The sequence below is a fragment of the Auritidibacter ignavus genome, from assembly GCF_029853775.1.
GTDB lineage: Bacteria > Actinomycetota > Actinomycetes > Actinomycetales > Micrococcaceae > Auritidibacter > Auritidibacter ignavus.
The window spans coordinates 718,910-745,866 of sequence record NZ_CP122564.1; the positions used below are offsets into that span (position 1 = coordinate 718,910).

Here is a 26,957-nt window from a genome sequence, read left to right on the forward strand (position 1 = left end):
CGTGCGGCACGGGGTTCTTGTCCGGGCCATTGAGTACTGTTTTATCGAGTCTAATGGTCGTGGGTTTTTTCTGCTCGACGATACCGCCGGGCGATCTTTCCGGCGAGTTGACGAGGACTATCTGCAGTGGTATCAACTACCTGATCTGCGACGCTGCGGTAGAGCGGGTCGCGTTCGGTGGCGATCTGTTCCCACGTCTCGGCCGGGTTATTCTCTAGCATCGGTCGGCCCTGCCCGTCATCGAGCCGACGCAGGGCCTCCCGGGTGGAGACCTGCAGATAGATCACGTAGCAGTGCACGACCAGCAAGTCGCGGGTGGTGTCTGGCAACACCGCTCCCCCACCCAAAGAGATCACCGTTTGTTGTTTTCCGGTGAGGGCTTCGGCGACCACCTGCGCTTCGGCGTCGCGAAAACCGGGTTCACCGTGGACACGGAAAAACTCGGGGATGGGGCCGTGCTGGTGAGCGAACAGCTCATCGGTATCGACGTGGTCATAGCCCAGTTCTGCGGCTAATACTGGGGCAAGGGAGGATTTTCCCGATCCCATCGGGCCCACCAGGGCAATGGGTTGACCGCGGGTGTGTGAACTCACTGGATCGGATCTCCCATGTGGTCAGCTGACGTAGCCCCGCCGGTATTGGTCTGCAGGGTGGGTAGCGGGGCCAGGGAGTCCAGATAGGCGTTGAGGTTCCGCTGGACTTCAGCGATCGAGTCACCGCCGAATTTCTCCAGCACCGCTTCGGCCAAGACCAGGGCCACCATGGCTTCTGCGACCACACCGGCGGCCGGTACCGCAGCGACATCGGAGCGCTGGTGATGGGCTTTGGTGGTTTCTCCGGTGGCCACATCCACGGTGGCCAGGGCCCGGGGAACCGTGGAGATTGGTTTCATCGCCGCCCGGACGCGAATGATCTCTCCGTTGGACATTCCGGCTTCAATACCACCGGCACGGTTGGTGCGACGTGCCACGGTGTTGTCCTCGGTGCGGATGATTTCGTCGTGGGCTTGACCACCTAGGCGGGTGGCGGTGGTGAAACCATCGCCAACTTCGACACCTTTGATGGCTTGAATGCCCATCAGCGCCGCTGAAAGTTTGGCATCCAGTCGGCGATCCCAGTGCACATGGCTACCCAGCCCGACCGGGGCATGGTAGACCAACACCTCCACGGTGCCACCCAGGGTTTGACCGTCCTTTTTGGCCGAGTCGATGATCTCCACCATGCGCTGGGAGGTCTCCGGGTCGGTGCAACGCAACGGGTCCTCGTCCAACCGGTGCACGTCGTCGGGGGTCGGGAGTTCGGCGTCCTCGGGCACAAAGACCGTGGAGATCGAGACGGTGTGGGAGACGGTGCGAATGCCCAGCTGGGCCAAGAAGTGTTGGGCAACGCGCCCCAGGGCGACCCGGGTGGCGGTTTCGCGCGCCGAGGCACGCTCCAGTAGCGGGCGGGATTCGTCAAATCCGTACTTCTGCATTCCAGCCATATCGGCGTGTCCCGGACGCGGCCGGGTCAGCGCGGCGTTGCGGGCCAGACCGTCGAGCTCGGCAGGGTCCACCGGATCGGGGTTCATGACTTTTTCCCATTTCGGCCATTCGGTGTTGGCAATGTGAATGGCCACCGGGGAACCGAGGGTGAGGCCGTGACGGACACCGCCGATGAGGGTGACCTGGTCCTTTTCAAATTTCATGCGGGCGCCACGGCCGTATCCCAGTCGACGCCGTGCCAGGGCATCCTGGATATCGGCGGTGGTGATCTCAATACCTGCCGGCAGGCCTTCGATAATGCCAACCAGTCCCGAGCCATGGGATTCACCTGCGGTGAGCCATCGCAACATATCTTTAACGTCCTTCAAATTCAGGGGGTGCAACGCGAGGAACCTTGGTGGTGCCCCAGGTCACCTCGCGCCGGTGCGGACTACCTACCAGCCTAAATCACCCTCGAGTCTTTCGGCGGTCGTGGTGTTAAACCGATCGCTTCGGCCATGGCCACAGTGACCGCATCCCAGTCGGGTTCTGCCTGGTGGGATCTGGTAGCTTGTCTTGCCTCGTGTTCGGCACGGAGCTCGGCGGTCAACAGCTTGACTTGTTCGACGGCTTGGTAGAGTAACATCTCCATACCGGAGATCACCTGTCCACCATTGCGATGCCAAACGAGGGCCAGCTGGGAGGGCCAGGGGTCGTAAGCTACATCCAGCAGGGGTGGCAACCAGGTGTAGCCCGACAGGCTGTGAGCAAATTCGCTAGCTGCTCCGGGTGGGAGTGTGGAGATCACGTAGCGGTAGCGGTCCAGTTTCGTCAGCCCGGAGGCGATCGAGTCTATCTCAGCGGCCAATCCCAGATCGGTAGCGAGCTTGCGTTGGGGTTCAGTTTTGGCCTGGTTGCGGACCAAGAGCTCCACCCCGGTGACGCCCATGAGCTGTGCAGCTTCAATGGCCGCCGCGGCGGTGCCTCCGCCACCAATAATGCCCAGCGTCGACGAGGCCGGCGTCTCTGCCCGCATCAGCGCCCGGACGATGCCGTCGCAGTCGGTGTTATATCCGGTTGCCTGTCCGCTGGCGTCGAGTACCACCGTGTTCAGCACGCCCAAGCGCCGCACCCGATCAGAGAGCTGATCCATCAGTGGCACGAGGGCCGGTTTCAGCGGCATCGTCACCGAAAACCCCAGCCAGCGGGTGTGGCCGGTCGTCAATTCGTGGCGCCGGTCTCGGTAGAAGGTCTCCACCTGGTCGAGGTCGACATCGGCCCGGGTGTACTCAATTGCTAGCCCCAGGGCGCGGTAGGCGGCCTGGTGCAGGACCGGGGAGAGCGAATGGTCTATCGGGTGCCCCAATACGGCGGCCTGGCTCGGTGCGCTACGAGTGGTCACTGCGCACCGTTATCGACTGATTCGCCGTCTGTGCTCGGGGCACTGGGGTCGTCGTTGGATCCGCCACCACACATCTCGGGGTTGTCCTGACAGTACTGGCGGTATTCGTCGACGTTCTCGTTGTGTTCTTCCAGAGTGGCGGCGAATTTGGTTTCCCCAGTCTCAATGTTGACGGTCACCCAGTAGTAGTAGTCGTTGTCCTCTGGCTCTGCCGCCGCATCGAGAGCTTCCAGCGACGGGGAACCAATCGGCCCCGGTGGCAACCCGCGGTGGGCGTAGGTGTTGTACTCGTTGGACGCATCCTCACGGTCTTCTGCCGTAAACTGCAGAGACTGGGTGCCCAGCCCGTAGATCACCGTGGCATCAATCTGCAGGTAGCCGGCGGTTTCGGGGTTGGATGGATCCAGCCGGTTACGGATGATGCCCGAGACGGTCTGGAAGTCATCGGTGCGAGCTTCTGCCTGCAGGATCGAGGCGATGGTGACCAGGTCGAATTGGTCGTCCTCATCGGTGATGCCCAGCCGGTCGAACTCTTCCATGGTGGGCTCGATCATCAACTGCAAGATTTCTTCGGGGCTAGCATCCACGTCAAAACGGTACTCGCCGGTGGCGATATAACCTTCCAGGCTCTCGGCCTGTTCGGGTAGCCCGTAAGCGGTGGGGTCAGTAGCGGCTTCTTCAACCTCTTCCACCGAGTACTGGGTGGCATCGGCGATGGATTCATAGACCGCATCGATGCGGGTCCCGGAATTGACTGCGACATAGTTCACCCCGGGGTCTCCAATGCCTAACAGCCTGTCTGCTGCCTCGGAGGCTGACATTTGGCGTTTCATCTCGTAGTCGCCGGGCTGAATATCTTGAACGCTTTGGGCTTCGTCGAGCGCGTCGGTAAAGGCCCCGGTGGAGGCGACGATGTCTTCTTCCACCAGTCGGTCTCCGATCACAATGGGACCCTCACCGGGGTTCACGGTAAAGGTCACCGGTTCTCCTCCGGGTCCCTCGTAGTCGGCATTGGTGCCAGGGATCAGCTGACGCAGTCCGATACCGACCACGGCCAGCAGTCCCACAAATACCACGAAACTTGCCGCCAGCACGAGGTATCGGCGACGCCGGCGCTTGGCACGCTCGGCGGCTTTTTCTTCGTTCACCACGGTGTACTTTCCGGAGCCGTCGGCCACGGTGAGATACCCCAGTGCCTCGAGTTCCTCGTCTTCGTCATCATCGGCATGATCATGGTCGGATTCCTCAGCGTCGAAGCCGGGATATTGCCGTCCGTCCTGTGGCAACGGGTCCAAGTCGCCCAGGTCTTGGTTCTGATCTGCCTCGTAGTGGGTGGGTTGGGAGGTGTTGTGCTCGGGCTCTGCTCGGTCATGGTCAGGCTCGGAGGCGTGCTCGGTGGCCGGGACCGGGGCCGGAGCGTTCCCGGAGAGGTCCTCATCGGCCACCGAGGCGGCTCTGAGAGCGGCCCAGCGTTGCCGTCGCGTCATCGGCGCTGGCTCGTCAGTCTGTGTACCACCCTCAGCCTGGTTATAAGCCTGGGCGGTTTGGGTGGTCTGTTCCGGAGTGGTGGCGACACCGTCTTCCGAGGCATCAGCGCGTATTTGTTGCGCACGTCGTGCCAGCTCGGCTGCTTGCTCCCGTTCGCGACGCTCCCGACGCGTCATCGGTCGCTGTTCGGAAGGTGAGCCGGTACCGGCGGATTGTTCATCCGTCATGACTGTCCTTCCGTTGCTTGTTCGGGTGCCGGAACCACGCGACGTCCTGCCCGTTGTCCATCGCGTTTCTCCACGGTCAGGGCGTGTTCCAGGATTTCCACAGCTGCGGCCTGGTCAATAACCGACCGCTGAGAGCGGGCGGAGCGTCCCGCCTGATGGAGTGATTGGGAGGCAAGGACCGTGGAAAGCCGCTCGTCAACCAGGAAAACCTGCACGTGGGCACATTCGGCGCTCGCGGCAAGTGTATCAGCAAGTCCCTGAGCGTAGTCTTCAGCGTCAGCGGTGGAGGCAGTGGATTGACCGTGTAAGTTGATCGGGTCTCCCACATACACCACGGTCGCTTCCCGGTCTCTGGCGACCGAGTATATGTAGCGCTGATCACCCCCGGAACCGTTGAGATCTCGACGCAGGGTCTTCACCGGGTGAGCCATAATCCCGTCGGGATCGCTGGCGGCCAGTCCGACGCGGGCGCGCCCGACGTCGACCGCGAGGCGAACTCCGCGGGTCATGGTGCTGTGCGTGTCGGACATCGGTGGGGTGGACTCTCCGTAAGCGGCAGGGGTCATAACGGGATGGGTCAGCTGCCTAGTGCTGGACGACCTCGTCCCGAATGGCTTGTAACGCGGCGTCAACCTGGCTGGCATCTTGGCCACCACCCTGAGCGATATCGGGCTTACCACCGCCGCCGCCACCGAGGACACCGGTAGCGGTTTTGACGAGCGTGCCGGCTTTCAGGCCCTGTTCCTGGGCCTGGTGGTTAGCTGCCACGGCTACCAGCGGACGGGATCCCGCCTCACCAATCAGAGCTACCACCACACTGGCATGTCCGGCCTGTTCCAGTCGGGCCTTGAGATCCAGCACGGACTGACGCAGATCATCTGCACCGGGAACGTGCCCCAGCGAGGCGGCCACCACGGTGGTGTTGCCGATGGTTTCAGCCTGATTGATCAGCCCGGAAGCTACTGCCTGCAGCTGGGCGGATTTCAGGGCAGCGAGTTCTTTTTCAACCTCGCGCAATTTGGCCAGGGTGGCTTCCACACGGCCGGGCACATCCTCGGCCGGGGCCTTGAGCATTTCGGTGAGCTGATTCATCAGGGTGCGCTCGGCAGCGAAATGCTCGAACGCATCGTAACCGACCAGCGCCTCCACGCGACGGTTACCGGAGCCCACCGACTGTTCGCCCAGCAACGCCAGGGTGCCAATTTCCGAGGTGGTCGTCACGTGAGTCCCACCGCAGAGTTCGCGGGACCAGGCGCCGTTCATTTCCACCACGCGCACCCGTTCGCCGTATTTTTCCCCGAACAGGCTCATGGCGCCCATGGCCTTGGCCTCATCCAGTGAAGTCTCCATGGTCAACACCGGGAAGTTATCGCGAATCGTGGTGTTGGCCAGGCCTTCGATCTCGGCCAGAGCGTTGGGTGAAATGGCATCCCGCCACGTGAAGTCGAACCGCAGGTAACCCTCTTTATTGAACGACCCGGCCTGAACTGCGTCATGTCCGAGAATATCGTGCAGGGCGGCATGGATAATATGGGTGGCCGAGTGCGCTTTCTGGGCGTCCAACCTGCGTTGCACATCGATCGCACCCACGGCTTCGGCGCCGGCGGGTACTTCACCTTCGGTCACCACCGCGGAGTGGACACTGAGCCCCTTGACCGGAGACTGCACGTCAGTAATCTTCAGGACGAAACCGTCACCGGTGATCACACCGGTGTCGGCGGCCTGGCCACCGGCTTCGGCGTAGAACGGGGTGGCATCCAGCACTACTTCGATTTCTTGGCCTTGCTCAGCATAGCTCGCCTCGTGGCCGTCGACCAGCAGTCCGCGAATCCGGGATTCGGTGGTGTGCTCGGTATATCCGGTAAAGACCGTGTCGTGGCCCTGATGTAGCTGGTGATACACCGCAGCATCCGCATGACCGGACTTTTTGGACTTCGCATCTCGGCGGGCCCGGTCACGTTGCTCGGCCATCAAGGCCCGGAATTTCTCTTCATCGACGCTCACCCCAGCTTCTTCGGCCATTTCCAGGGTCAGGTCGATGGGGAATCCGTAGGTGTCGTGCAGCTCGAAAGCATCCTGGCCCGATAGCGGGGTGCCAGCGCTCTTGGCAGCGGCCACTGAGTGTTCCAACCGAGTGGTTCCTGCCGCAATGGTGCGCAAGAAGGCTTTTTCTTCGGCATATGCAATGCGGGAAATCCGGTCGAAGTCGGTCTCAACCTCAGGATAGGTTCCTTTCATGGCGTCCCGGGAGACCGGTAGCAACTCGGGCAACACCGGCTTGGTGACCCCCATCAGTCGCATCGCGCGTACAGCCCGGCGAATCAGCCGGCGCAACACATATCCCCCGCCTTCGTTACCGGGGACCACGCCGTCGGAAATCAACATCAGTGAGGACCGGATATGGTCGGCAATGTAGCGCAACCGCACGTCATTTTCGAACGTGGGGTCCGCAGGGTTCTCGCTGGAGGTGTAGGTGACCTGGGCGAGTTCTGCGGCCCGGTCGAGGACCGGACGCACCTGGTCGGTCTCGTACATGTTCTCCACGCCCTGCAAGAGCATCGCCAACCGTTCTAGTCCCAGACCGGTGTCGATGTTCTTATTCGCCAGTTCTCCGGCAATGTCAAAGTCTTCTTTGGTCCGGACCTCGGAGAGCTGATACTGCATGAACACCAGGTTCCAGATCTCCATGAACCGGGTTTCATCCGCGGCGGGTCCCCCGTCCACGCCATAGGCCGGACCACGGTCGTAGTAAATCTCGGAGCAGGGTCCGCCCGGGCCGGGCTGACCGGTATTCCAGTAGTTATCAGCTTTTCCAAACCGCTGAATACGCTCTTCGGGCAGGCCAACGACATCACGCCAAATGCTAGCTGCTTCCTCATCCTCTTCATAGACGGTGACCCACAGGCGTTCTGGGTCCAGTCCGTATCCCCCCTGGTCTTGGGGAGTGGTCAGTAGTTCCCACGCAAATTGGATGGCATCTTTTTTAAAGTAATCGCCAAAGGAGAAATTCCCGCACATCTGAAAGAAGGTTCCGTGGCGGACGGTTTTTCCAACTTCTTCAATGTCGGCGGTGCGAATACATTTCTGCACACTGGCGGCGCGGGTGAATGAGGGGGTTTCCTGGCCGAGGAAATACGGGATGAAGGGCACCATGCCGGCGATGGTAAACAGCAAGGAGGGGTCAGGAGACACCAACGAGGCTGAAGGCACCACCGTATGGTTCTTGGATTCAAAGAAAGCATTCCAACGGCGGGCAATTTCATGCGATTTCATGCAACGTGTTCCTTGTACTGTATTTTCTGTCTCGCCACAGACGCGTGGCGACTACCATGGGCTTGCCGAACGCTCCCCGACGCCGTCACCGTCGCCCGTGCACCGATTGTCACGGAGACTGGGACCGGGCTTACTGCTTCGGGGAGTTGACCGTAGCGGTCCCTTGAATCGTGGTCATCTGCTGGGCCCGCAGGGTCCGTCGCGGAGCGGTCTGCGTGGTGGTTGGTTGGTCGTGTTCATCTTGGGAGCGGAAGGCGGGAACTTCTTCACGCAACTGGGAGAAGAAGGCTTTAGCACCTTCGGTCACCGCCGTTGCGGTGGCACTGCCGGCCTGGCGTCCGATGTTTTCAGGGCTCAACGTGGTTCTCAGGGACTCCTCTGCACGCACCACAGCCTCATCACGGCCTTTGGAGATGAGCGTGTGTCCAACCCATCCGAGTGCAACTCCCACACCCAACGTCAGGACCTTGTTGATCACGGAGGTTTCCAACCTTTCTCACGAGTTCGCCGAGCAAACACTCGTTTCCGACATGGTTACGAAATGATATCAATCTCCACTTTACCTTGTCAGCACGCTACCGTGGCGTCACAGGACCCACACTTGTCACACCAGATACCTCGGTTTGAACCTGCCCTTAACCAGCGGTACCCCGCTGGATCCCATCATCCAACGGGGTACGCTCCGGTAAGTCCGGGCTTAGCGCGAGTAATGTTCAACCACGAGATTTTCCTGGATGCTGACGGGAACTTCAGAGCGTTCCGGGGTCCGAACCAGGCGAGCACGCAACTTGTCGATTTCCACGTCGAGGTAGCCGGGAACATCGGGAAGCACTTCCTGGTGAGCGCCGGTGGCAGCAATCTGGAAGGGCACCATGGTTTCCGAGCGCTCGTGAACGTGGATCAGCTGGCCTTCTTTGACCTGGAAGGAGGGGCGGTCCACACGCTGACCGTCAACCAGGATGTGGCGGTGGACCACCAACTGACGAGCCTGAGCGATGGTGCGTGCGAAACCGGCACGTAACACCAGGGCATCTAGACGGGATTCCAGCAGGGTAATGAGGTTTTCACCGGCCTGACCACTACGGCGCTTCGCTTCGGCGAAGTAACGGCGCATCTGAGCCTCACGCACGTTGTACAGTGCGCGCAACCGCTGCTTTTCCTTCAGACGAACCGAGTAGTCTGAGTCGGCGCGACGACGAGCGCGACCGTGCTGACCGGGGCCGTAGGGACGGCGCTCCATGTACTTTTCAGCTTTTGGAGTCAGGGCAATGCCGAGTGCGCGTGAGTGGCGCACCGTGCGGCGAGAACGCAAGTTCTTAGTCATGAATCAACTTTCTTGTCATACGGCAATGTCATGTTTGTTCCACTCGCGCGACAAGAACCGGAGGTTTCCGGGATACACAGCGAGCGTTCCTGGCCTCCCATATCATCTTCGGGAGAGCTGAGGGGTTTGCCGTCACCCGTCATCACTACCATTGCATCGTGGGCCCGGTGCACACGCAGGTCCTGCGATGAATGTGCCAGACTTGCCTACCCTATCAGAAATCGTCGCCGGCACCGAACCTCACCGAGCATCCTGACGGTGGTGTTGGTCTCGTGGACGCTTCTGGCCCTTGTTTAGTCCTGAGTCGTGACGTCGTCGTGCTTGTCGTGGTTCTCGTGGTCGTTCTGTTCCGACTGCGCGGTCGGTACGGTCTTGTCCCCCGTGGTCGTTGTGGAAGTCTCAGCTTGTCGTGGCGCGCTAGGATGACCGCGAAGAATATCGCGGAGCACCGGTAGCCGTTCGGAGAGGGAACGTTCCACTCCGTTGGTTGTTGGATGGTAGTACTCCCGGTTTCTCAACGTGTCGGGCAGGTACTGCTGGGTGGCGATGCTGTGCGGGGCGTCGTGGGCGTACCGGTAGCCAACACCGTGTCCGAGTGCCTTGGCTCCGGGGTAGTGACTATCGCGCAGGTGGTTTGGCACGACCCCGGAGCGACCCGCGCGGACATCGGCGATGGCCTCGTTAATGCCTTGATAGGCCCGATTGGATTTGGGCGCGGTCGCCAGATGGACGACGGCTTCAGCCAGGATGATCCGTCCTTCGGGCATCCCGATTAACTGCACCGCTTGAGCGGCTGCGACCGCAGTTTGCAAAGCGGTTGGGTCAGCCATCCCAACGTCCTCGGAAGCCAGAATAATCAGCCGGCGGGCAATGAATCGGGGGTCCTCACCGGCTTCAATCATGCGCGCCAGATAATGTAGCCCCGCATCCACATCCGAGCCCCGAATGGATTTAATGAACGCCGAGATCACGTCGTAGTGCTGGTCGCCGTCTTTATCGTAACGTAGCACCGCCCGGTCCATCGCCTGGGCTGCATCTTCTTCGGTGATCACCGGCACGCTGGGTTGCTCACCCTGTTCGGAGGTGGCAGAGGACTCCGGGGCGTGGTCGAGTGCCACCCCGGCGGAAGCCTCCAGCGTGGTCAGTGCGCGACGGGCGTCCCCGGACGCCATACGCACCAGGTAGTCCAGGGCTTGGTCGGACAGTGACACGGCGGAATTCAGACCGCGTTCATCGCTGACGGCTCGGGTGATCAGCCCGGCGATATCGTCGTCAGTCAACGGTTTCAAGGTCAATAACAGGGACCGAGATAATAAGGGGGCAACCACGGAGAAGGAGGGGTTCTCGGTGGTTGCTGCCACCAGCACCACCCAGCGGTTCTCGACCCCCGGTAGCAACGCATCTTGTTGGGCCTTATTGAACCGGTGAATCTCGTCGAGAAACAACACTGTGGTCCGACCGTAGAGATCTCGATCGTTCAGAGCTTGGTCCATCACCCGCCGGACGTCTTTGACACCGGAAGAAATCGCCGATAACTCCACGAACTTCCGTCCTTCGCCCCGGGCAATGACATGCGCCAGCGTGGTTTTGCCGGTTCCAGGAGGACCGTAGAGAATCACCGAGGCTGGTCCGGCGGCACGTCCCCCGGTGCTGGGTTCTCCCCCGGCCAGATTCCGTAGTGGCGAGCCCGGGGTCAACAGGTGCTGTTGTCCGACGACTTCGTCGATGGTTCGCGGTCGCATCCGCACCGCCAGTGGCGCTTGGGCTCCCCCAGCTCGATGAGTGTCGATTCCTGCCGGAGCCTGATCACCGGCATCATCGTGCATCGAACTAAACAAATCAGCCATGGTCTTCATTCTAGTAAGCGCCCGCCAACGACTGGGTACACTGTGCGCTATGCGCGCAGTGGTTCAAGTTGCTTCACAGGCCCAGGTCACCGTCGGCGAGGAGGTTATTGGACAGTTGCACCAACCAGGGCTGGTAGTCCTGCTCGGTATCAACACCACAGACACCCAGCAGGACGCGACCGCTGTCGCGACAAAGCTCTTCGGGCTACGGATCTTGGAGGGGGAAACGTCGGCGGAATCAACCGGTGCACCCTTGTTGGTCATTTCTCAATTCACCCTCTACGGGGACGTCCGCAAGGGCCGTCGCCCCTCCTGGTCGGCGGCAGCCCGCCCCGAGGTATCCAAACCACTGTATGAGTATTTTGTCTCGACGCTACGGGACCTGGGGGCCGATGTGCAGACCGGTGAGTTCGGGGCGAAGATGGAGGTCTCCTTAACCAATTCCGGGCCGTTCACGATCGTGATTGACTCTGATGACCTCAAGCGCCCCCGCCGTGGGTAAGCCCCCCGTTACCTTTTAGGTGTCACTGGTTTTCGGCAGGATGTGCGGTGTAGGTAGCCGGGTGGTTCACGTGCGCGGAGTGGGCGAGCCCCCTAAACCGTCGCCACTGTGCTGAATCTTGGACACGGACCAAATTGAACGGATCGTCGGATTTCGCGCCTGCACGCAATCGTGGTCGCTGTCAGATCAGTTCCGTCTTTCCCCGACCGTACTGGTCCGGTGTTGTCCCGACCTGTACGAATCCCTGCCGAGAGAAGAAGGTCCGGACGTCATGGGGAGCCACATTCAATAGTGCCTCTCCTGCGCCACGGCGCCTGGCCGACGGGTCAACAATCAGGGGGCTGATCTTGGCAGTACCGTGGCGCTTGATCACGAGGTTGATTTAACCCAGCGGGCGACCTCCGGGTTCTAGTCTGGCGACATATCCCAGTTGGACGAGAGAGTTGAGGCCGTTGAAGTCTTGTCCGTTTGAACGGTGGTCCTCGATCAGGCGAGTGAGATGCGCGTCGTGATCGCCGTCGTAGTGAGGTTCCAGAGTGCTGACGAACAAGCCACGGAGAGCGTCAAAGTCACTCTTCTGAGGCTGTTCGACGATGAAGTCATCGGTCATGACCTTGCCACCTTCCTGCGCTGACCGGTAGGCGACTGCGGTGCTGACGAGCCACCGCTCAGCGCTTCTGTGTGTTGTACTCGAACCGAAGCTATCACGGGCGTGATATATAGCACGAGTGTGACACACCGTACCGCCCCGATCCAAGCCATCGCCACCCGACCCCCGTGGCGACGACGTTGGAGCGGGGAATCGGCTCGAACGACGCTGCGGCTCAACGCCGCCACCAGTGCCTGGGTTCCATCATTTGTCACGACCGTGATACCGTGGTGGCCCATGAGCTACCTCGAAGCACAGTCGGTGAGCTACACGCTGGCCGACGGTCGGCCCCTGCTCCGCGACGTCTCGTTCCGTGTCGGCCCTCGGGAGAGAGTGGCGGTGATTGGAGCGAATGGAGCAGGCAAGACGACACTGTTACGCCTCATCACAGGCGAGATCACTCCCGAAGCGGGGGCAGTCTCCCGCAATGGCTCGATTGGAGTGATGCGCCAGTTCGTCGATTCCGGGACGGTCCAAGAATTGCTACTGTCGGTGGCTCCTCCGCCCTTGCAGGAAGCCGCCGCAGAACTACGTCGTGCCGAACAAGCGGTTGCCACTACAGACGATATTGATCGGCAGATGGAATACGCATCCGCTCTGGCCGCTTGGGGCGAGAGGGGTGGTTACGATCTCGAAGTTCTTTGGGATGCGTGCGCCACAGATTCCCTGGGCTTGCCATTCGAGAAGTGTTGGGACCGTCCGGTGACAACGTTATCGGGCGGTGAGCAGAAACGCCTCATTCTTAACGCGCTCCTTCGTGGCCCTGATGAGATTCTTCTCCTCGATGAACCAGACAACTTCCTCGACGTCCCAGGCAAACGCTGGCTTGAAAACCAGTTGGTCGAATGTAATAAGAGCGTGCTCTATATCAGCCATGACCGCGAACTTCTCGCAAACACTGCCACGAGTATCGTCACTCTCGAGCTGGGCAGCGCAGGTAACACCGCATGGGTTCACTCTGGCGGCTTCAGCGGATATCAGAAGGCACGCACGCAGCGGTTTGAAAGGCTGGACGAACTGCGGCGTCGATGGGATGACGAGCATGCAAAGTTACGTTCGCTTGTTCAGATGTATAAGCAGAAGGCGGCCTATAACTCAGATATGACCTCCCGGTACAGGGCGGCGCAGACTCGGTTGGCCAGGTTCGAACAGGCTGGTCCGCCTGAGGCGCAACCACGGGAGCAAGAACTTGCGATACGTCTACATGGAGGCAGGACGGGCAAGAAGGCCCTGACGTGTGAGCAACTCGAACTCACCGGACTCGTCCGGCCCTTCGACTTCCAAGCTTGGTACGGTGACCGCATTGCCGTTCTCGGCAAGAACGGATCTGGAAAGTCGCACTTCCTTCGTCTGCTAGCAGCCGGCGGCGATGACCCCACCCCTGAACACGAACCTGTATCCGAGATGCAGATTGATCCAGTGACGCACGACGGTACCGCGCGTCTAGGCGCCCGAGTCCGTCCGGGCTGGTTCGCTCAAACACATGGACGCCCCGACCTTCGCGGCCGTAGTCTGCTCTCGATACTGCATCGTGGTGACGAGCACCGGCGTGGAATGCCGCGAGAAGAGTCGTCCCGAGTGCTAGCTCGTTACGAGCTCGCCCGTTCCGCCGAGCAGAACTTCGATTCCCTGTCTGGGGGGCAACAAGCTCGCTTCCAGATCCTTTTGCTCGAACTTGGCGGTGCGACAATGTTGCTTCTCGACGAGCCGACTGACAATCTCGACTTGGAGTCAGCGGAGGCCCTTCAACGAGCGCTCAGAGCCTATGACGGGACAGTTCTTGCCGTGACCCATGACCGTTGGTTTGCCCGAGATTTCGATCGCTTCTTGGTCTTCGCCAAGGACGGACAGACGTACGAAACCGACCAACCTGTATGGGACGAATCTGTCAAAAGGAAATGAGGATGAAAACACATGCCTGCACGCATAGACGCAGAGGAACGCCGCCAGTATGTCATCGATGCTGCATTTCGGTTGATCGTAGCAGAGGGCCTTGAAGGACTTACCCTAAGGAAGGTGGCAGCTGAAGCGGACCTCAATATAGGGTCGGTACGGCACTTTTTTGATGGCCATGAAGACCTACTGACGGCTGCAGCTCACGAAGCCGGAAACCGGATGGGACAGCGACTCATGCACCATCCGGTCGAGCAGTTGAGGGGCCTCGAAGGTGAGGAGGCTCTAACTTCCTTGCAAGATCTCCTGGAACAAGTTCTCCCTGTCGATGAACCGCGGAGGATGGAGGCGATCGTTGTCCTTGAACTCATACGTGCCTCAAGAACACAGACAGTATTTGCATCATCCGCTGCACAGATGGCAAGCGATCTTCATGACATTATTGCTGCGGCACTAGCCTGCCTCGAAGTGCCCAACCCCAGCGCGGCAGCCCGGCAAGTTTCGGCCCTTGTTGGTGGCCTGACACTTGACACCGTCACGCCTCATGGAGCTCTCACAGTTTATCAACTGCGTTCGACTCTACGGAACGCGTTGCGCAATCTTCTTAATGCAGAAAGGTAGCCTGATGCCTGCATGGCTCTTCGCCCTGCTCGCCACAGGATTTGTACTATATACGGATGACTATGTCATCGCCGGAATTCTACCTGAACTCGCCGCTGATCTGGGGGTGAGTGAATCCCATGCGGGACAGCTCATTACCGCATTTTCGCTGACCGTAGCTATAGTGGCGCCTTTGGCCGCAGTCGTCTTGGCAAAAGTGCCGCGGCGACGACTATTTACTGTCGGTCTATGCTTGTTCATTCTCGCAAATGGTCTGGCTGTAATTGTACCGTCATACCCCCTCCTCCTGGTTTTGAGGGTGGTAGCCGCTGTGGCTGCGGCTGGGATGACTCCTGCCGTGTTCGCCTTTGCCGCGGAGCGGGCTCCTGCAGATAAGACCGGTCGCTACATCGCTATTGTGTCCCTGGGAGTGACCGGTTCTATTGCTGCCGGTGTCCCGATTGGGACGTGGATCGGCGGACATCTTGGATGGCGTGCATGCTTTGCCACCATGGCCGTCGCAGGGCTGATAGTCCTTCTTGCACTCTTGCCTACGCTACCGCGTGAAGATGGCGAACGGGAGGTGCCACTCCTTCGGGATCAGCTCCGGACGCTAAGTGCCGGACCTATCTCGTTCGCCTTGCTTGCGAACTGTGCGCTGATGACTGGGTCCATGATGATGTTGACCTACCTTGCCCCCTACCTCGATGCCACGAGCTCAGCTGGAGTTGATGAACGGGCATTGGCATTTAGTCTGTCGGGTATAGCTGGCATCCTCGGGATTTGGTTGGGTGGTATCGCAACGGACAGATGGGGCCCTGACCGGACCCTGAGTATCGGAATCGGCGGCATCATCGTCACGATGGTCATCTTGTGGCTTCTATGGATGGGACGACCGGCACCGATTCCTGCGGTTATCTGCGTTGTGACAGTGTGGGGCGGTTTGGCGTTCTGGAATTCGCCAGCCATCCAAGCTCGCTTGTACATGTTGGCCGGGCCAGTAGCACCCCAAGCTCTAGCACTGAACACCTCAGGTACCTATCTCGGTGTATCAATTGGGGCCGCTGTTGGAGGTATTGCGCTTACAACTGGCGGCGCCGGAGCTTTGCCTTTGACGGCAGCGAGCTTTGGACTGATTGCGTTGATCTTGATAGCGATTGCACGTTGCCTGGCAGGCGCACGTTCTCGAGAGCGTCATTAACTGGTTGCTTTGAATGTCCCGCTTGCCATACGGACCATCCGGTTTTGCAGGAGATGCGCCTGCGACGACGAGTCCGCACTTTACCAACAAATTACTGGCGGTGGGGAGAACCAAAAATGATGCTCCCCATCGCCACCCCGACCGCGATACCACCTAAGAATGAGGAACAGACCATGACGCTACGGCTTTTCACCTCGTAATCAGTGACCGAAGGCCACCCGGACAAGATCTGCGACCAGATCAGCGACAGCATCCTTGACGCACTGATCACCCAAGACGCCCACTCACGCACTGCCATGAAAACGCTGGTCACCACCGGTCTGGTCCACGTCGCCGGGGAGATTCGCACCAGCGGACACGCCGACATCGCCGCTCTCACGTCGGGCTCCGGCCTCCTGGATCCCGCCTCGGTCAGATAGCACTGGTACATGCGGATCACGCGGGCGTGTATCTCGTCATCGCACTCCCGTGGTGCTGAGGTGAGAAACATTCTCTTCCGTGTCGGCTCACGCCCTCCGACAGCCTCAAGGCCTCCAGGTATGATGTTCTCAGGCCACCGTGGCCTTGTCGCCGGCAACGGCGACAGGTATGGCATGCGAGAGAGGGCTGTTGACGCCCATGGCGAAGGCTTCTACGAAGCGTCCAAAGCGCTTGGCCCCGGAACCCGGCACAGGACGCGACGCGACCAAGGAGCGGCTCATACAGACCGCCTATCGTGCGTTCCTGCGTAACGGTTACTTGAACACAACGATAAAAGGTATTTGCACAAGTGCCGGCTATACAAGGGGGCATTTTACTCAAATTTCCAATCGAAGGAAGAGCTCTTTGAAACGATCTACTTCCAAGCAAACCGGTGGCAGACCGAACAAATTCAGCGAGCGGTTCATACCGCTATAGACGCTTCTCAAAAGAAAAGGTCTGCTGAATCGGCTGATCTGGCCTCCATCATCTGCACCGCCCTTCGAACCCTCAACTTCGGCACTGGTGATGAAGTGCAGTGGTTTGGAATGGTCACGGAACTACGGGGAGCCAGCGTGCACGATCAAGCCTCCCGTAAGGTCTTGATTAAGGCGCAAGACGATCTGTACGGTCAGCTGGAAAGCATACTCAATTACGTACAGAACCAGACCGGTTCGACACTCGCCCTACCTGTCCGTGATGTGGTTGTACTGGCGGTAGGTCTGTATGAGCGGCAACTCAGCAGCAATCCGCCGATGCCCGGCCAGACCCACGCGGTAAACGCCGTAGACTCGCTCGAACGTCTCCTGAGGGCGATTACGATAGACTCAGGCCGTGGCAGGAAGCATTGACACTACATCCTTGATGTTTGTCCTCGGAAAATCAGGTACTCGACTCCGAAATGTAGAGTCGTCGATCGTGTAGTCACTCTCGAACTGGTACATCATTTCGCGCTGTTCGCGTGCGGCGGTGCTGAGAACGCCGGCCATGGCGAGAACGTTTCTTCCTAGAACTGCTGGTTTAACGGATCGTCCCATAATAGACGACAGTTCGTGCGATAAGTCGTTGGCTGAGAACGCGGTGATCGCTGGCATATGAAGTGTTAGCGTAGATCGGAGATCTGAATCAAGGCACACTTCAGCCAGCCCGCGAGCGACATCGCGAGGCAGTGCGAAAGAGTGCAAGTTGTCGGGTCTTCCGAACCACCTGAAAGTTCTTTTTCTTTTCATGACGACCTCCTCAAGAGAACTCCACGGCATCACCGTGGTTTCACTTCCAGGGCCGAGGAAATCTGCCGATCGACAAATGACAACATCATGACCTTTCGCACGTGCCTGAGAAAGGATCTCCGTGCCCTTGAGCCTGGCAGATCCTTTCTCGCTGCAGGGAGCCATCGGTTGTGACTCAGATATCGGCGATTCAGCCCGGCCATAGACATAGAGGTTGTCGAGAAAGGTGAGCGGAGTCTGACGGCTTTCGGTCGACGACACGATGGAGCGAACCAGCCCTGGCCACTCCTGGTTCCATATGCGCGCCCGATAAGGCAAGCCTACTGTTGCGATAACGTCCGTACAATCGGCAAGTGCTGGCTCTAGCTGGGTGGGTTCATACGAGGAGATCTCCCGGCAGGAGACCGCTCCAGCGGAAGGAGCATCACTTCGCCGGCGCGAGATGGCGGCGACTCGAACACCACGTTGGGTCAGCGTACTCACGACGAGGCGTCCGATTTGTCCACTCGCACCTATCACCGCTACACGGCGTTCGTCGGTCACTGTCTATTCTCCTTTGATTCTGTAGCTACTCCGACACAGTAGATCCTTGAATCGCCGGTGGCGGACGAGTGGCTAAAATGACTTGTGTTCATGAAAACTAGATGTACTTCCCCGTGAGGTTGTGAACACGGACTGAGGGGGTTAGGCCTCCGATGGCGGTGTGGGTTCGATGATGATTGTACTCATGTAGGAAGGCCTGGTAGGAGGCCTCACGTTCTGATTCGCTAGCGTAGGCGCGCGCGTAGGCCCCTTCGGTCATCAGGGTTCGGTTGAACCGCTCGACTTTGCCGTTGGTTTGTGGCCTGTAGGGCTTGGTGCGCTTGTGTTTGACTCTCTCGCCGAGGGCTTTGCGGAATTCCTTAGAGCGGTAGCATGAACCGTTATCGGTCATCACCGCGGTGACCTCGACGCCGATGCCGGCGAAGAAGGCCCTGGCGCGTTTCCAGAACCCAGCGGCGGTGTGCTTGCGCTCATCGTTGAGGATCTCGGAGTAGACCACCCGGGAGTGATCATCCACCGCGTGGTGCAAGTACCGGTAGCCCCTGCCCGCAGAGGCTCCCTCAGCAGCGGCCTTCTGCGTCTTAGCCAGGGCCTTCAGCGCCTGGGGTGATCCTCTGCCATGGACTCGCCAGCCCCCACCGTCAGGGATCCGGCCCAGCTTCTTGATGTCCATGTGCACCAGCTCACCGGGCGTGGATGCTTCATACCGGTTCGGGGCCGCACGGCGCACCGGCAGCCCAGTGGCCTGGTCAATGCATTCCAACCTGGGCATCCGGTACCGCTGAAGCACCCGGCCCACGGTGGAGCGAGGGATACCCAGGTGAGCGTTAATCCGGTGAGGCCCCCACTGGCGGGTGAATCGCAACGCGATGATCCTGCGCTCGGTGCGCTGTGGCAACCTTCGGGGACTATGGTGAGAGCGACTGGAGCGGTCCTGGAATCCGTGGCCGGCCCGGTGGCGGGTCACCCATTTCGAGACCGTGGCCGCAGAGACCTGGAATCGCTCTGCGACTCGGCGCTGGGGCCATCTCTGATCGATAACCAGGGCTACGATGCGTCGCCTTCCCTCCGGGGTCAGCGGTGATCTACGGTGAACCATAGGAGACCTCCGTATCTGATGGTGAGTTGTGGTAACCCACATCGATATCGGAGGTCTCCGCTTAAGTCACGGACTGTTCACAACGTGTCGAGGAACTACACGTAGACCTCCAGGTCACGCGCGGCTCTGGAGGGCTCCCAGGTGACGAAGCCGCCGTGCTTGCCTTCCTCGAGTAGCGCCATCACCTCGTCGAAGCCCTCGCGGATCTGCTTCCGCCACTGGGAGGCAGACCGGTCGGAGTCACGCACGATCGCGTCGGGGTACCAGCGCAATGGCTCGCACCAGGACACGCAGCCGAGCAGCTGGTCGTTGATCGAGCGCATGCGCTTCTTACGGTCCTGGGAAGCGCGTCCGTAAACGATCGCCGGCGTCCAGTCGTGCGCGATCTCGCCTAGCCGTGCGGTCGAGGCTTCCACCGAGGTTGAGAGTTGAGGGGCTTCGAGCATGGAGTCAGTAGTGGTGGTCATGGACATGAGGTACGTCTGCCTTTCCTACCCCCCTGCCTCCTGGCTCGCTGAACCGACCTCAAGCTTGGACGTAAGAACCTACGCGATGGTAATGGACGCGCTTTACCAACTGCCGGAAGACATCACTGTCGTCATGGTTTCCCACGACGCGCGTCAAAGGGAGTGGGCCGACTATACAATCGAACTCGAGCTCGGAGGCGGCGTCAACGTCTCAAGTACAGCGGACCACCGCACCGCCGGTTAAACTCCCAAACAGCGGAGCACATAGCGCAAGCTCATGTTCATGCATAGGTACGAGATCATCGTCGACTTGATATATATGGATTACGCTGTGCTCGATCATGGGTTCTATGGGGATCCATCCGCTCGATTGGATGGATGACGAAAGCTCCTCCTCGACGCACTTTCCGACTGGTCGATTTGGGCTACCGCCGAATTCGACGATGGCGACGCTATCGCACTACCTCTTCGCTGCTCTCGGTCGCATTCCCAGTTCTTCCGCCTTGCGAGCTAGCGAAACGCCACTCTTTACCCGTCGATACTCAGCAACGCGACGGCATACGGTAGGGCCTCACGTATCCAGACCCTGGGAATCGGGAATCCACCACGTGGAGGATGCGTGCCTTCCCGCGTCATGGCACCTCGAAAGTGTGTTCTTGTATGGCATGAACAGGCCTGACCGAGCGCCAAGGGGGCCCAAACTGCCCCGGAGTATCGAAAAAGCTGTGCTAAGCACGTCCGCCCTGTCGATGTCCCTGCGGGCCCTCCAACCGAGATCTGAAAGCCGTGGCGCAATGATCCAAGTGCGGATGAGTTCTCTCCTGCCCTCGTTACTTTTTAGGTGTCGCTGTTTTCCGGCAGGATGTGCGGTGTAGGTTGCCGGGTGGTTCCGGCATGATGTTTGCCCCCAGTCATTGATGATCCGGGGGTTGTCACCGGAACCGGTCTGGTTCGTCCGGATCGCTACGACAAGCACGCTGTGATCATGGTGGCACTGTGTAACGTGGATGTGAACGCAGGAACTATCGGTGACCTGGTCGTGTACTGGACTGAACCACAGAAACTGGCCGATAAAACTCCACCTGTTTCGTGGCATCGACATCGGCCAGGCCGACCATCATGCCACCGCTGTCACACCCGATGGCACGGTGGTGCATGACAAATCACTGCCACCATCTGAACCGAGGATTCAGGAACTGCTGAAAGATCTTGTGGCCCAACACGCTAAGCTGTGGGTGGTAGTGGATCAGCCCAAGACTATCGGCACATTGGTGATTGCCATTGCCCAACAGCTTGGGATTCAGATGCCGTATGAACCGTCCTGGGTTTTGTTCCGTCCTGAAATGAGAGGATGGAATAAAACCCAGGACGGTTCACAACTCGCCGCCACCTACCCCGACCGAATCAACCCCTACCTCTAAACCCAACCCCGTACACAACAAACCTGACAAGCCCATCGAAGCCCGCGTCATCGCCTGGCTCGCCGGAGAATCCACCACACTCGAAGCGTTCCTGAGGGCAAGGAGCTCTACTGAGAAACCGCCTCCCGCATATTCGGTGTCCCCGTCGACAAACACGGAGCCAACAGTGAGCTGCGCCAAAAAGGAAAGATCGCAGTGCTCGCCTGTGGTTATCAAGGCGGTGTTGGTGCGCTGAAAGCTATGGGAGCCTTGCGCATGGGCCTGGCCGAGTCCGAGCTGCAACCGTTGGTGGATGCGTGGCGGGCCGCCAACCCCAACATCGTCCAACTCTGGACTGATGTCAACGCCGCCGCCATCGAGGCAATCAGCACTAGCCAGCCTGTCAAGATTGGTCCGCTGACGTTCGCCGTCGAACACTGGCTGTTCATCCACCTACCCTCAGGGAGGCAGTTGGCCTATGCGCGGCCACGGTTGAGTGAGAACCGGTTCGGCGGCACCGCCATCATCTATGACGGCATCACCAAGGGCCGCAAGTGGGGCAAGCTCAAGACCTGTGGCGGGAAACTCGTCGAGAACATCGTCCAAGCCATCGCCCCCGACCCGCTCACCCACGCCATGCACCATGTCGAGGCTACAGGGCACGAGATCGTGATGCACATCCACGACGAAATCGTCGTCGAAACCGCAGATACGACCGTTGGAGACATCTGCCACCTCTGCCCACCATCCCCAGCTTGGTCCAAGGGATTACCGCTGGCCGCAGTTGGCTACGAGTGCGCCTTCTATAGGAAAGACTAAGTGACCAACTTCTCATAATCGCCTCAACCTCGGTCACCTCCACACCAATCACGCTGTAACAAAATCTCTGATTACGAGGCACTACTCAGAGGGCGTGACGCTCCTCTATGACCAGGCACCTACACGCACTCACGTCAACCCGTTCCCCTGTCCGGTATGACGGTCTCGGTGGGGGTCATGTCGGAGGGCAGAGGCTATCGCTACCCCTTGCGCGCGGTCGTCGCCGGTGATGGTGGGCGTGTAATTGAGCGTATTCCACGGCATCCGATTTGACTATCCCTGCGTCAGAGCACCTCATCTTGTTGGATTGCGAGATTCTGAACTGCAAGCAAGCTTAGCGCAAGAGCCATACTTCCTGCCGTTGCCGTCCATGGAACCCACGGTGGAGCGTTCAATGACATGGCAACGGCGTTTCCAAATAGAACGATGAGAATCACAGCGGTGACGATGCTCGACACAGTTGACCTACGGCGCACGCCGATGAACCCGGCGATCGTGATAGCACTCAGTGTGAGCAGAGTGATGCAGGCAACCATAGTGAGCGTCGCGGGCCAAGTTCGCGCAGTCACATGCGCATCGGACACGGGCATGAACGACTCAAAAGTCAAGAAAACTGCTGTACCGAGCACGAGGCCGACCGCCGCGCTGCCTCCGATGGCGAGAGCATAAGCGGTGTTCTTAGCGAGGAAAAGAGGGCTACGCCCGCCGGGGTATGAGTACAGCTGGATCCGTCGGTTGCCAATGTAATCCGAGACAATGAAACGCTGGTAGACAACCGTCCCGTAAATGACGACGACACAGAAAGCGAGGGTGAGGGCAAGCGTAATTACAGCGGCAGGTTCTCGTAGCATCGCGCTGTCGGAGCTGTCGTCGAACCGACCGACGAAAGTAAAGAAGTACAGTCCCATTAGTGTTGAGCAGGCTACTGTTGCTCCGAAGCGCGGAATGACCCGCAGGTATCGGGATAGCTCGAGTCGAAGGAAGTGGTTCATCGTCCTGCCTCCGCAATGCTTGATCTGTAGAACTCTTCGAGACTGCCATCGTTCCTGTCCAGGATGCTGGTCAAATCCTGCTTTGCTCCAAGGCGCCCATCTGTGAGTACAGCAACGGTGTGTGCCGTTTGTTCAATCTCGGTGAGTACGTGGCTAGACATAAGCACCGTCACGCCTTCTGCGGCCAGTCTGGTGATCAGGTAACGCAGGTCAGAAATGCCAGTCGGGTCAAGGCCGTTCGCGGGCTCGTCGAGGATTAGCAGGGTGGGCCGATGACTGATCGCTCGAGCTATAGCGAGACGCTGTTTCATGCCGAGTGAGAACGAGGCGACAGGCGATCTGGCGGCCGCAGTGAGGCCGACCAGTGCGAGTAGCTCGTCGATTGGCCGGTGATCGATTAGGCCGAGAAGATCGAAGTGTAGCTGGAGAACTTGCTCGGCGGTGGCACCGTTTCGGAACTCTGGTGCTTCGATGCTCGTACCGATTCGCGCCAGGAGTGCATCGCGCGAGTCGCAATCAAGCATCCGTCCGGTCACGACAATGGCGCCCGAGGAAGGGAAGGCCAGGCCTGCGATCAGTTTGAAGAGAGTGGTTTTCCCAGCCCCGTTCGGTCCGATGATGGCGCAGATCTCACCGGGATGAAGCGTGATGCTGCACCCGGTGAGGATGTCCCGGCCATCGATCGATTTCATGACACCGGTGAGTTCGAGCGTCGGAGTGGTGTTTGTCATGGTCAGCTCCTTTTCCGGAGGGCCAAATAGGCCACGGTGTAGGCGGCAACAGCCCAACTAACCGCAGCGACGAGGTTCAGCAGTTGGGGGTCACCGGCACGGAAAGTGGCCTCTCGGATGAGATTACCGATTGGCGCGAACGGAAGGAACTGATGCATTGTGACCGCCCATTCCGGAAGGCGCTCGGCTGGGAATGTGATCGGAGTGAACAACAGACCGCCGATCATGATGATCTGCGTTACTAGGGACGTGGCGTTGAGGGGCAGCCAGAACGCGATGGCATACCCGATGCTCACCATCGTGAACTGCGCGCCGAGCACGGCGGCGACGGTGAGCGCATCGACCTGGATGTCAACCCCGAATCGGAAGGCCGCTGCGAGCATGCCGACCGCGATTCCGGGAAGGGCTGCAAGGCTCCAAACCGCAGCATCGGCGAGGAGAATCGCCGAGCGGGGAACCGGGAGTGTCCGTTGGTAGTCGAGGAGGCCTTCCTGCTTCGAAGAGCCTGTGATTTGCGGAGCGAGGACGCATCCGACCGCGATGATGCCGAGGGTCCAGGCACCGGAGGACAGATAGCGGGCAGCTTCGCTATCGATGTCGGGGATGAGTAAGGCCAGGCCGTATATGACCGCGACGGCAAACAGTGCCTGGACCGCAGTGAAAACAGGGAGTAGATATTTATGGCGGAGCAAGCTCCAACGCACGAGACCGGTCCAGCTACGGAACCACCCGAGTTTGCGAGGCAACCTAACGGTCTGAGTAGACGCGTTATTAACGGACATTAGTGATCCCTTCATACAGCGATTCCAGGGATGCCGGTGCGAGCACGTAACTGTCTACGTTTCCGGCCTCAACCTGTTCGAGGACCCAAGCCACGGCGCCGGGAATATGCTTGGGTTCGAGGTCGAGTCGAAGTTGCCCGTCGTCGATTGGATGAACCCGCGAGGCTGATGGGGTCTTTGTGAGGTCGGCGCGGGATCGGACGGAAACGCTGAGGCTGGTTGTTTGCGCCTGCTGCGATAGCTGCCTCGGGGTGCTGTCAATCAGCACCTGGCCGTTCTGAAGCAGTACGTAGCGGTCGGCGGTCCGTTGCACTTCGAGCAGATTATGAGTGACGACGATGATAATGTGTCCCGCGTTAGCGAGTTGGCGCAGGTTCCGCCAGATCAGGGGACGTCGCGTCGGGTCGACATCGTTGGTTGGCTCGTCGATGAGCAGGACAGGTGGAGGCGCGATCACGGCCATCGCGTATGAGGTCAGGCGGCGCAGTCCGCCAGACAGTTTTTCACCTCCGACATTCTGCCACGGTGTGATGTCGAGCTCGTTTATGAGAGCGCTGGCCTCGCAGCGTGCATCTCTCGCCGAAAGGCCCCGCAGTCTGCCGATGGATGTGATCGCCTGGCGGGGTGTGACTCCAGTTAGAGGAGCGTGCATCTGCGGCATCATCGAGGCGATGCGCCGAGCCAGATCCGGGTTTTTCGCGAGCGATTCTGTGCCGTAGCGGATATCGCCGGAGGTAGGCTTGGCCGTGCCGACGATTTGGTTGAGAAGGGTAGTCTTGCCTGCCCCGTTGTGTCCGATGAGCGCGATCAGCTCTCCGGGGTGGAACGTGAGACTGATGGCGTCATTCGCCGCGACAGCTCCTCGCTGGAACGTCTTGGTGATCGCCTCCAGCAGGAGTGGTTGGCTGGGAGGGGTCGAGCTTAACATATTTCACATACTATTGGTATCTGCAATGTGAATCAATGGTGACGCGACCTCCGGGGTGTGCCGGGGGTGCTGTCTAATAGAATGGAGTTTATGGTTCGGATGACACGCGTTCAGCAACGGCAACGCAACAGAGTGCTATTGCTTGAGGCGGGTGAGCGTATCTTCGCTGCGCGTGGCGTGGAGGGTGCTTCTCTTGATGATGTGGCCTTAGAAGCCGGTCTAACTAAGGGGGCGGTCTATTCAAACTTCCGTAACAAGGGTGATTTGATCCTGGAGGTAATCCGGTATCGTCAGACACTCTCGCAGGAAGCTCAGGACTTCCACGCGATCCTTGATCGCGCTACTGACGACCGCGAGCGCCTAGAGGCTTGGTGCGATGCTTGGATACTGACAGCCAGGAGCGGTGATCGCTCCAGCTATGTCCGCCTACTGTTTGACTTCATTCCCTACGCCCTGCGGGACGAGCAGTTGACCGCACGGTTTCTGGAGTTCATCTCGCCTGCCGACGATATCTCAATTGCGGAGTCGCCGATCCCATCCGATAGCACCTTCGCTCGCATCCCGGTTGGAGATCAGTTCCGCATCCTGACGGCGCTCGATCTAGGATTATCCGCTCTGGGGCTGTTCGATCCGGACAACGTCAAGCCCGAGCTGTACAAGACGGCTGTGCTCTCGCTCGCCCACACGCTCTACGACGCAAGTACGGAGTCAGAGTACTCCCAACAGCCGCAGAATGGCGGGCACGAGCCAGATCGCCAGTAGGGCGAGCTCAGCCAATGCGCCAACTGCCACCAACGCAAGCCATAGCCAAGGCGTTATGGGTGCAGATGTCCAGAGCCGGGCCGTGAGTAACTTCCTAGTGACGGTGTCGATCGTGGGGGCATCGAGCAACATCTTTGCCATGTGACGACCATCGCAATTTCGATGGAATCTGAACTGCCACACGAGGCGCAACACCATCACTGCAACGGCGACGGTCGCGATCCACGAGCCTGGCAGGGCACGCCAGGCAAGCGCCGTCGTTAGGAATGCGAAGTCGACTACCACGCCTGCAGCAACCGCTGATAGACGTGGTGACAATGGCCACGCCCAGACGTGCGTGAGATTGGTGGTGGCGGCCGCCTGAAGTACGCGAATTCGCACGGTACCTCCTGGGCGCGCGAACCTGCGCCCGAAGCCGATGTGCGCAAGCTCATGCGACACGGCCGTGGTGATCGCTAAGGCGAGCGCCACGGCAATCACGAGCAGCGGATGCGATCCTGCGGAGATGACGTCCGCACCGGTGGGAATGCCGCCTTGGAGCAGGAGCACGGTTGCGGAGGGGCAGAGCGCTGCTCCGGCCACCCACAGCGTCGCACGCGCGACCTTCCACCTCCCACTAACGGGCGCGGCAGGAGGTTGCCGGACCTCCTCAGAGAAGTCGCACATGAATCCCGCATCTGACAACGTGGCGGCTAGCGGGGCGATGATGGAGGCATGATCGTCCTGTGCTCGGAGTGCGTGTGCGACGGGCTCGCTGACTACAAGCGGTTCCGAGCCGTCGGCGACGACCACCCACATGCCGTCGCGGAGCTTCCGCCCCCGGACTGGCTTCAGACGTATGGCCTGCTCTGTCGGTTCGGCCATTGTCAGATCTGCT

At 59.7% G+C, this 26,957-nt stretch carries 26 protein-coding genes and 1 pseudogene; 9 read left to right on the forward strand and 18 right to left on the reverse strand.

The features are described 5' to 3' along the window. Positions 1–50: 50 nt before the first annotated feature. The 9 genes from QDX22_RS03180 to QDX22_RS03220 all read right to left on the reverse strand — a co-directional run bounded on the left by QDX22_RS03180 (position 51) and on the right by QDX22_RS03220 (position 11,024). The gene (locus QDX22_RS03180) at positions 51–593 is read right to left on the reverse strand and encodes a shikimate kinase (RefSeq protein ID WP_279672955.1); all 543 of its coding nucleotides are present in this window, start codon (positions 591–593) and stop codon (positions 51–53) included. Further along, positions 590–1,834 carry a chorismate synthase gene (gene aroC / locus QDX22_RS03185; protein WP_279672956.1) on the reverse strand — a complete coding sequence of 415 codons (1,245 nt, stop codon included), beginning with the start codon at positions 1,832–1,834 and terminating at the stop codon, positions 590–592. Before aroC ends, QDX22_RS03180 begins: the two co-directional genes overlap by 4 nt. Before the next feature lie 92 nt (positions 1,835–1,926). Then, positions 1,927–2,865, reverse strand: a complete 939-nt coding sequence (locus QDX22_RS03190) for a shikimate dehydrogenase family protein (RefSeq protein ID WP_279672957.1) — start codon at positions 2,863–2,865, stop codon at positions 1,927–1,929. Continuing rightward, positions 2,862–4,580, reverse strand: a complete 1,719-nt coding sequence (gene mltG / locus QDX22_RS03195) for an endolytic transglycosylase MltG (RefSeq protein ID WP_110110300.1) — start codon at positions 4,578–4,580, stop codon at positions 2,862–2,864. The genes QDX22_RS03190 and mltG overlap by 4 nt, the downstream gene beginning before the upstream one ends. Then, positions 4,577–5,110, reverse strand: coding sequence for a Holliday junction resolvase RuvX (gene ruvX / locus QDX22_RS03200; RefSeq protein ID WP_110110342.1), 534 nt, complete (start codon positions 5,108–5,110; stop codon positions 4,577–4,579). The genes mltG and ruvX overlap by 4 nt, the downstream gene beginning before the upstream one ends. 55 nt (positions 5,111–5,165) lie before the next feature. Continuing rightward, the gene (alaS, locus tag QDX22_RS03205) at positions 5,166–7,853 is read right to left on the reverse strand and encodes an alanine--tRNA ligase (RefSeq protein ID WP_279718004.1); all 2,688 of its coding nucleotides are present in this window, start codon (positions 7,851–7,853) and stop codon (positions 5,166–5,168) included. 130 nt (positions 7,854–7,983) lie between these two features. After that, positions 7,984–8,331: a hypothetical protein gene (locus tag QDX22_RS03210; RefSeq protein ID WP_279675124.1), complete on the reverse strand. Its 348-nt coding sequence runs from the start codon at positions 8,329–8,331 to the stop codon at positions 7,984–7,986. Between the two features lie 219 nt (positions 8,332–8,550). Then, positions 8,551–9,177 (reverse strand): 30S ribosomal protein S4, encoded by a 627-nt coding sequence (gene rpsD, locus QDX22_RS03215; RefSeq protein WP_110098483.1) that lies wholly within the window; start codon positions 9,175–9,177, stop codon positions 8,551–8,553. 293 nt (positions 9,178–9,470) lie between these two features. After that, positions 9,471–11,024: a replication-associated recombination protein A gene (locus QDX22_RS03220; protein ID WP_279718005.1), complete on the reverse strand. Its 1,554-nt coding sequence runs from the start codon at positions 11,022–11,024 to the stop codon at positions 9,471–9,473. Between the two features lie 49 nt (positions 11,025–11,073). On the opposite strand from QDX22_RS03220, the gene dtd reads away from it, so the two are divergent. Then, positions 11,074–11,526: a D-aminoacyl-tRNA deacylase gene (dtd, locus tag QDX22_RS03225; RefSeq protein WP_279673946.1), complete on the forward strand. Its 453-nt coding sequence runs from the start codon at positions 11,074–11,076 to the stop codon at positions 11,524–11,526. A gap of 382 nt (positions 11,527–11,908) precedes the next feature. On the opposite strand, the gene QDX22_RS03230 is transcribed toward dtd, so the two are convergent. Further along, the gene (locus QDX22_RS03230) at positions 11,909–12,136 is read right to left on the reverse strand and encodes a hypothetical protein (RefSeq protein ID WP_279673947.1); all 228 of its coding nucleotides are present in this window, start codon (positions 12,134–12,136) and stop codon (positions 11,909–11,911) included. A 276-nt stretch (positions 12,137–12,412) separates the two neighbouring features. Between QDX22_RS03230 and QDX22_RS03235 the strand changes: the two genes are divergently transcribed. From QDX22_RS03235 to QDX22_RS03255, 5 genes and pseudogenes are all read left to right on the forward strand, one after another. Continuing rightward, on the forward strand, positions 12,413–14,077 hold the full coding sequence (locus QDX22_RS03235) for an ABC-F family ATP-binding cassette domain-containing protein (protein ID WP_279718006.1): 1,665 nt from the start codon (positions 12,413–12,415) through the stop codon (positions 14,075–14,077). A gap of 12 nt (positions 14,078–14,089) precedes the next feature. Beyond that, a complete protein-coding gene (locus QDX22_RS03240; protein ID WP_110100494.1) occupies positions 14,090–14,689 on the forward strand; it encodes a TetR/AcrR family transcriptional regulator in 600 nt (199 codons plus the stop codon). 4 nt (positions 14,690–14,693) lie between these two features. Beyond that, positions 14,694–15,869 (forward strand): MFS transporter, encoded by a 1,176-nt coding sequence (locus QDX22_RS03245; RefSeq protein ID WP_279675174.1) that lies wholly within the window; start codon positions 14,694–14,696, stop codon positions 15,867–15,869. A 203-nt stretch (positions 15,870–16,072) separates the two neighbouring features. Continuing rightward, a pseudogene (locus QDX22_RS03250) lies at positions 16,073–16,237 on the forward strand (S-adenosylmethionine synthetase N-terminal domain-containing protein); the annotation flags it as partial. 393 nt (positions 16,238–16,630) lie between these two features. Beyond that, entirely contained in the window at positions 16,631–17,179 is a 549-nt protein-coding gene (locus tag QDX22_RS03255; protein WP_110100492.1) for a hypothetical protein, read from the forward strand. Here QDX22_RS03255 and QDX22_RS03260 read toward each other — a convergent pair. From QDX22_RS03260 to QDX22_RS03270, 3 genes are all read right to left on the reverse strand, one after another. Next, the gene (locus tag QDX22_RS03260) at positions 17,156–18,100 is read right to left on the reverse strand and encodes an NAD-dependent epimerase/dehydratase family protein (RefSeq protein ID WP_279673952.1); all 945 of its coding nucleotides are present in this window, start codon (positions 18,098–18,100) and stop codon (positions 17,156–17,158) included. The two genes, QDX22_RS03255 and QDX22_RS03260, sit on opposite strands and share 24 nt — an antisense overlap. Before the next feature lie 97 nt (positions 18,101–18,197). Continuing rightward, positions 18,198–19,199, reverse strand: coding sequence for an IS481 family transposase (locus QDX22_RS03265; RefSeq protein ID WP_279718007.1), 1,002 nt, complete (start codon positions 19,197–19,199; stop codon positions 18,198–18,200). 95 nt (positions 19,200–19,294) lie between these two features. Continuing rightward, the gene (locus QDX22_RS03270) at positions 19,295–19,666 is read right to left on the reverse strand and encodes a recombinase family protein (protein ID WP_233492051.1); all 372 of its coding nucleotides are present in this window, start codon (positions 19,664–19,666) and stop codon (positions 19,295–19,297) included. Positions 19,667–20,694: 1,028 nt separating this feature from the next. On the opposite strand from QDX22_RS03270, the gene QDX22_RS03275 reads away from it, so the two are divergent. After that, on the forward strand, positions 20,695–21,087 hold the full coding sequence (locus QDX22_RS03275) for an IS110 family transposase (protein WP_110099672.1): 393 nt from the start codon (positions 20,695–20,697) through the stop codon (positions 21,085–21,087). Between the two features lie 195 nt (positions 21,088–21,282). Continuing rightward, positions 21,283–21,885, forward strand: a complete 603-nt coding sequence (locus QDX22_RS03280; protein ID WP_233492052.1) for a DNA polymerase family A protein — start codon at positions 21,283–21,285, stop codon at positions 21,883–21,885. A 284-nt stretch (positions 21,886–22,169) separates the two neighbouring features. Here the strand turns inward: QDX22_RS03280 and QDX22_RS03285 are convergent, their stop codons facing one another. From QDX22_RS03285 to QDX22_RS03300, 4 genes are read right to left on the reverse strand one after another with little or no spacing between them, the layout of a single operon-like run. Next, positions 22,170–22,877, reverse strand: coding sequence for a hypothetical protein (locus tag QDX22_RS03285; RefSeq protein ID WP_279718008.1), 708 nt, complete (start codon positions 22,875–22,877; stop codon positions 22,170–22,172). Beyond that, positions 22,874–23,608 carry an ABC transporter ATP-binding protein gene (locus QDX22_RS03290; protein ID WP_110099674.1) on the reverse strand — a complete coding sequence of 245 codons (735 nt, stop codon included), beginning with the start codon at positions 23,606–23,608 and terminating at the stop codon, positions 22,874–22,876. Before QDX22_RS03290 ends, QDX22_RS03285 begins: the two co-directional genes overlap by 4 nt. A gap of 2 nt (positions 23,609–23,610) precedes the next feature. After that, positions 23,611–24,390 (reverse strand): ABC transporter permease, encoded by a 780-nt coding sequence (locus tag QDX22_RS03295; protein ID WP_110100488.1) that lies wholly within the window; start codon positions 24,388–24,390, stop codon positions 23,611–23,613. Then, positions 24,380–25,318 carry an ABC transporter ATP-binding protein gene (locus QDX22_RS03300; RefSeq protein WP_110100487.1) on the reverse strand — a complete coding sequence of 313 codons (939 nt, stop codon included), beginning with the start codon at positions 25,316–25,318 and terminating at the stop codon, positions 24,380–24,382. Before QDX22_RS03300 ends, QDX22_RS03295 begins: the two co-directional genes overlap by 11 nt. 90 nt (positions 25,319–25,408) lie before the next feature. On the opposite strand from QDX22_RS03300, the gene QDX22_RS03305 reads away from it, so the two are divergent. After that, positions 25,409–26,080 (forward strand): TetR/AcrR family transcriptional regulator, encoded by a 672-nt coding sequence (locus QDX22_RS03305; protein WP_279723932.1) that lies wholly within the window; start codon positions 25,409–25,411, stop codon positions 26,078–26,080. On the opposite strand, the gene QDX22_RS03310 is transcribed toward QDX22_RS03305, so the two are convergent. Continuing rightward, the gene (locus QDX22_RS03310; protein WP_279718009.1) at positions 26,027–26,944 is read right to left on the reverse strand and encodes a hypothetical protein; all 918 of its coding nucleotides are present in this window, start codon (positions 26,942–26,944) and stop codon (positions 26,027–26,029) included. The genes QDX22_RS03305 and QDX22_RS03310 overlap by 54 nt on opposite strands. Positions 26,945–26,957: the final 13 nt, after the last annotated feature.

Excerpts from the sequence above, each read along its gene's own strand:
- aroC (WP_279672956.1), bottom strand. The coding sequence starts at position 1,834 with ATGTTGCGATGGCTCACCGCAGGTGAATCCCATGGCTCGGGACTGGTT.
- mltG (WP_110110300.1), bottom strand. The coding sequence starts at position 4,580 with ATGACGGATGAACAATCCGCCGGTACCGGCTCACCTTCCGAACAGCGA.
- ruvX (WP_110110342.1), bottom strand. The coding sequence starts at position 5,110 with ATGTCCGACACGCACAGCACCATGACCCGCGGAGTTCGCCTCGCGGTC.
- alaS (WP_279718004.1), bottom strand. The coding sequence starts at position 7,853 with ATGAAATCGCATGAAATTGCCCGCCGTTGGAATGCTTTCTTTGAATCC.
- rpsD (WP_110098483.1), bottom strand. The coding sequence starts at position 9,177 with ATGACTAAGAACTTGCGTTCTCGCCGCACGGTGCGCCACTCACGCGCA.
- QDX22_RS03220 (WP_279718005.1), bottom strand. The coding sequence starts at position 11,024 with ATGGCTGATTTGTTTAGTTCGATGCACGATGATGCCGGTGATCAGGCT.
- dtd (WP_279673946.1), top strand. The coding sequence starts at position 11,074 with ATGCGCGCAGTGGTTCAAGTTGCTTCACAGGCCCAGGTCACCGTCGGC.
- QDX22_RS03230 (WP_279673947.1), bottom strand. The coding sequence starts at position 12,136 with ATGACCGATGACTTCATCGTCGAACAGCCTCAGAAGAGTGACTTTGAC.
- QDX22_RS03235 (WP_279718006.1), top strand. The coding sequence starts at position 12,413 with ATGAGCTACCTCGAAGCACAGTCGGTGAGCTACACGCTGGCCGACGGT.
- QDX22_RS03240 (WP_110100494.1), top strand. The coding sequence starts at position 14,090 with ATGCCTGCACGCATAGACGCAGAGGAACGCCGCCAGTATGTCATCGAT.
- QDX22_RS03245 (WP_279675174.1), top strand. The coding sequence starts at position 14,694 with ATGCCTGCATGGCTCTTCGCCCTGCTCGCCACAGGATTTGTACTATAT.
- QDX22_RS03265 (WP_279718007.1), bottom strand. The coding sequence starts at position 19,199 with ATGGTTCACCGTAGATCACCGCTGACCCCGGAGGGAAGGCGACGCATC.
- QDX22_RS03270 (WP_233492051.1), bottom strand. The coding sequence starts at position 19,666 with ATGACCACCACTACTGACTCCATGCTCGAAGCCCCTCAACTCTCAACC.
- QDX22_RS03285 (WP_279718008.1), bottom strand. The coding sequence starts at position 22,877 with ATGAACCACTTCCTTCGACTCGAGCTATCCCGATACCTGCGGGTCATT.
- QDX22_RS03290 (WP_110099674.1), bottom strand. The coding sequence starts at position 23,608 with ATGACAAACACCACTCCGACGCTCGAACTCACCGGTGTCATGAAATCG.
- QDX22_RS03295 (WP_110100488.1), bottom strand. The coding sequence starts at position 24,390 with ATGTCCGTTAATAACGCGTCTACTCAGACCGTTAGGTTGCCTCGCAAA.
- QDX22_RS03300 (WP_110100487.1), bottom strand. The coding sequence starts at position 25,318 with ATGTTAAGCTCGACCCCTCCCAGCCAACCACTCCTGCTGGAGGCGATC.
- QDX22_RS03305 (WP_279723932.1), top strand. The coding sequence starts at position 25,409 with ATGGTTCGGATGACACGCGTTCAGCAACGGCAACGCAACAGAGTGCTA.
- QDX22_RS03310 (WP_279718009.1), bottom strand. The coding sequence starts at position 26,944 with ATGGCCGAACCGACAGAGCAGGCCATACGTCTGAAGCCAGTCCGGGGG.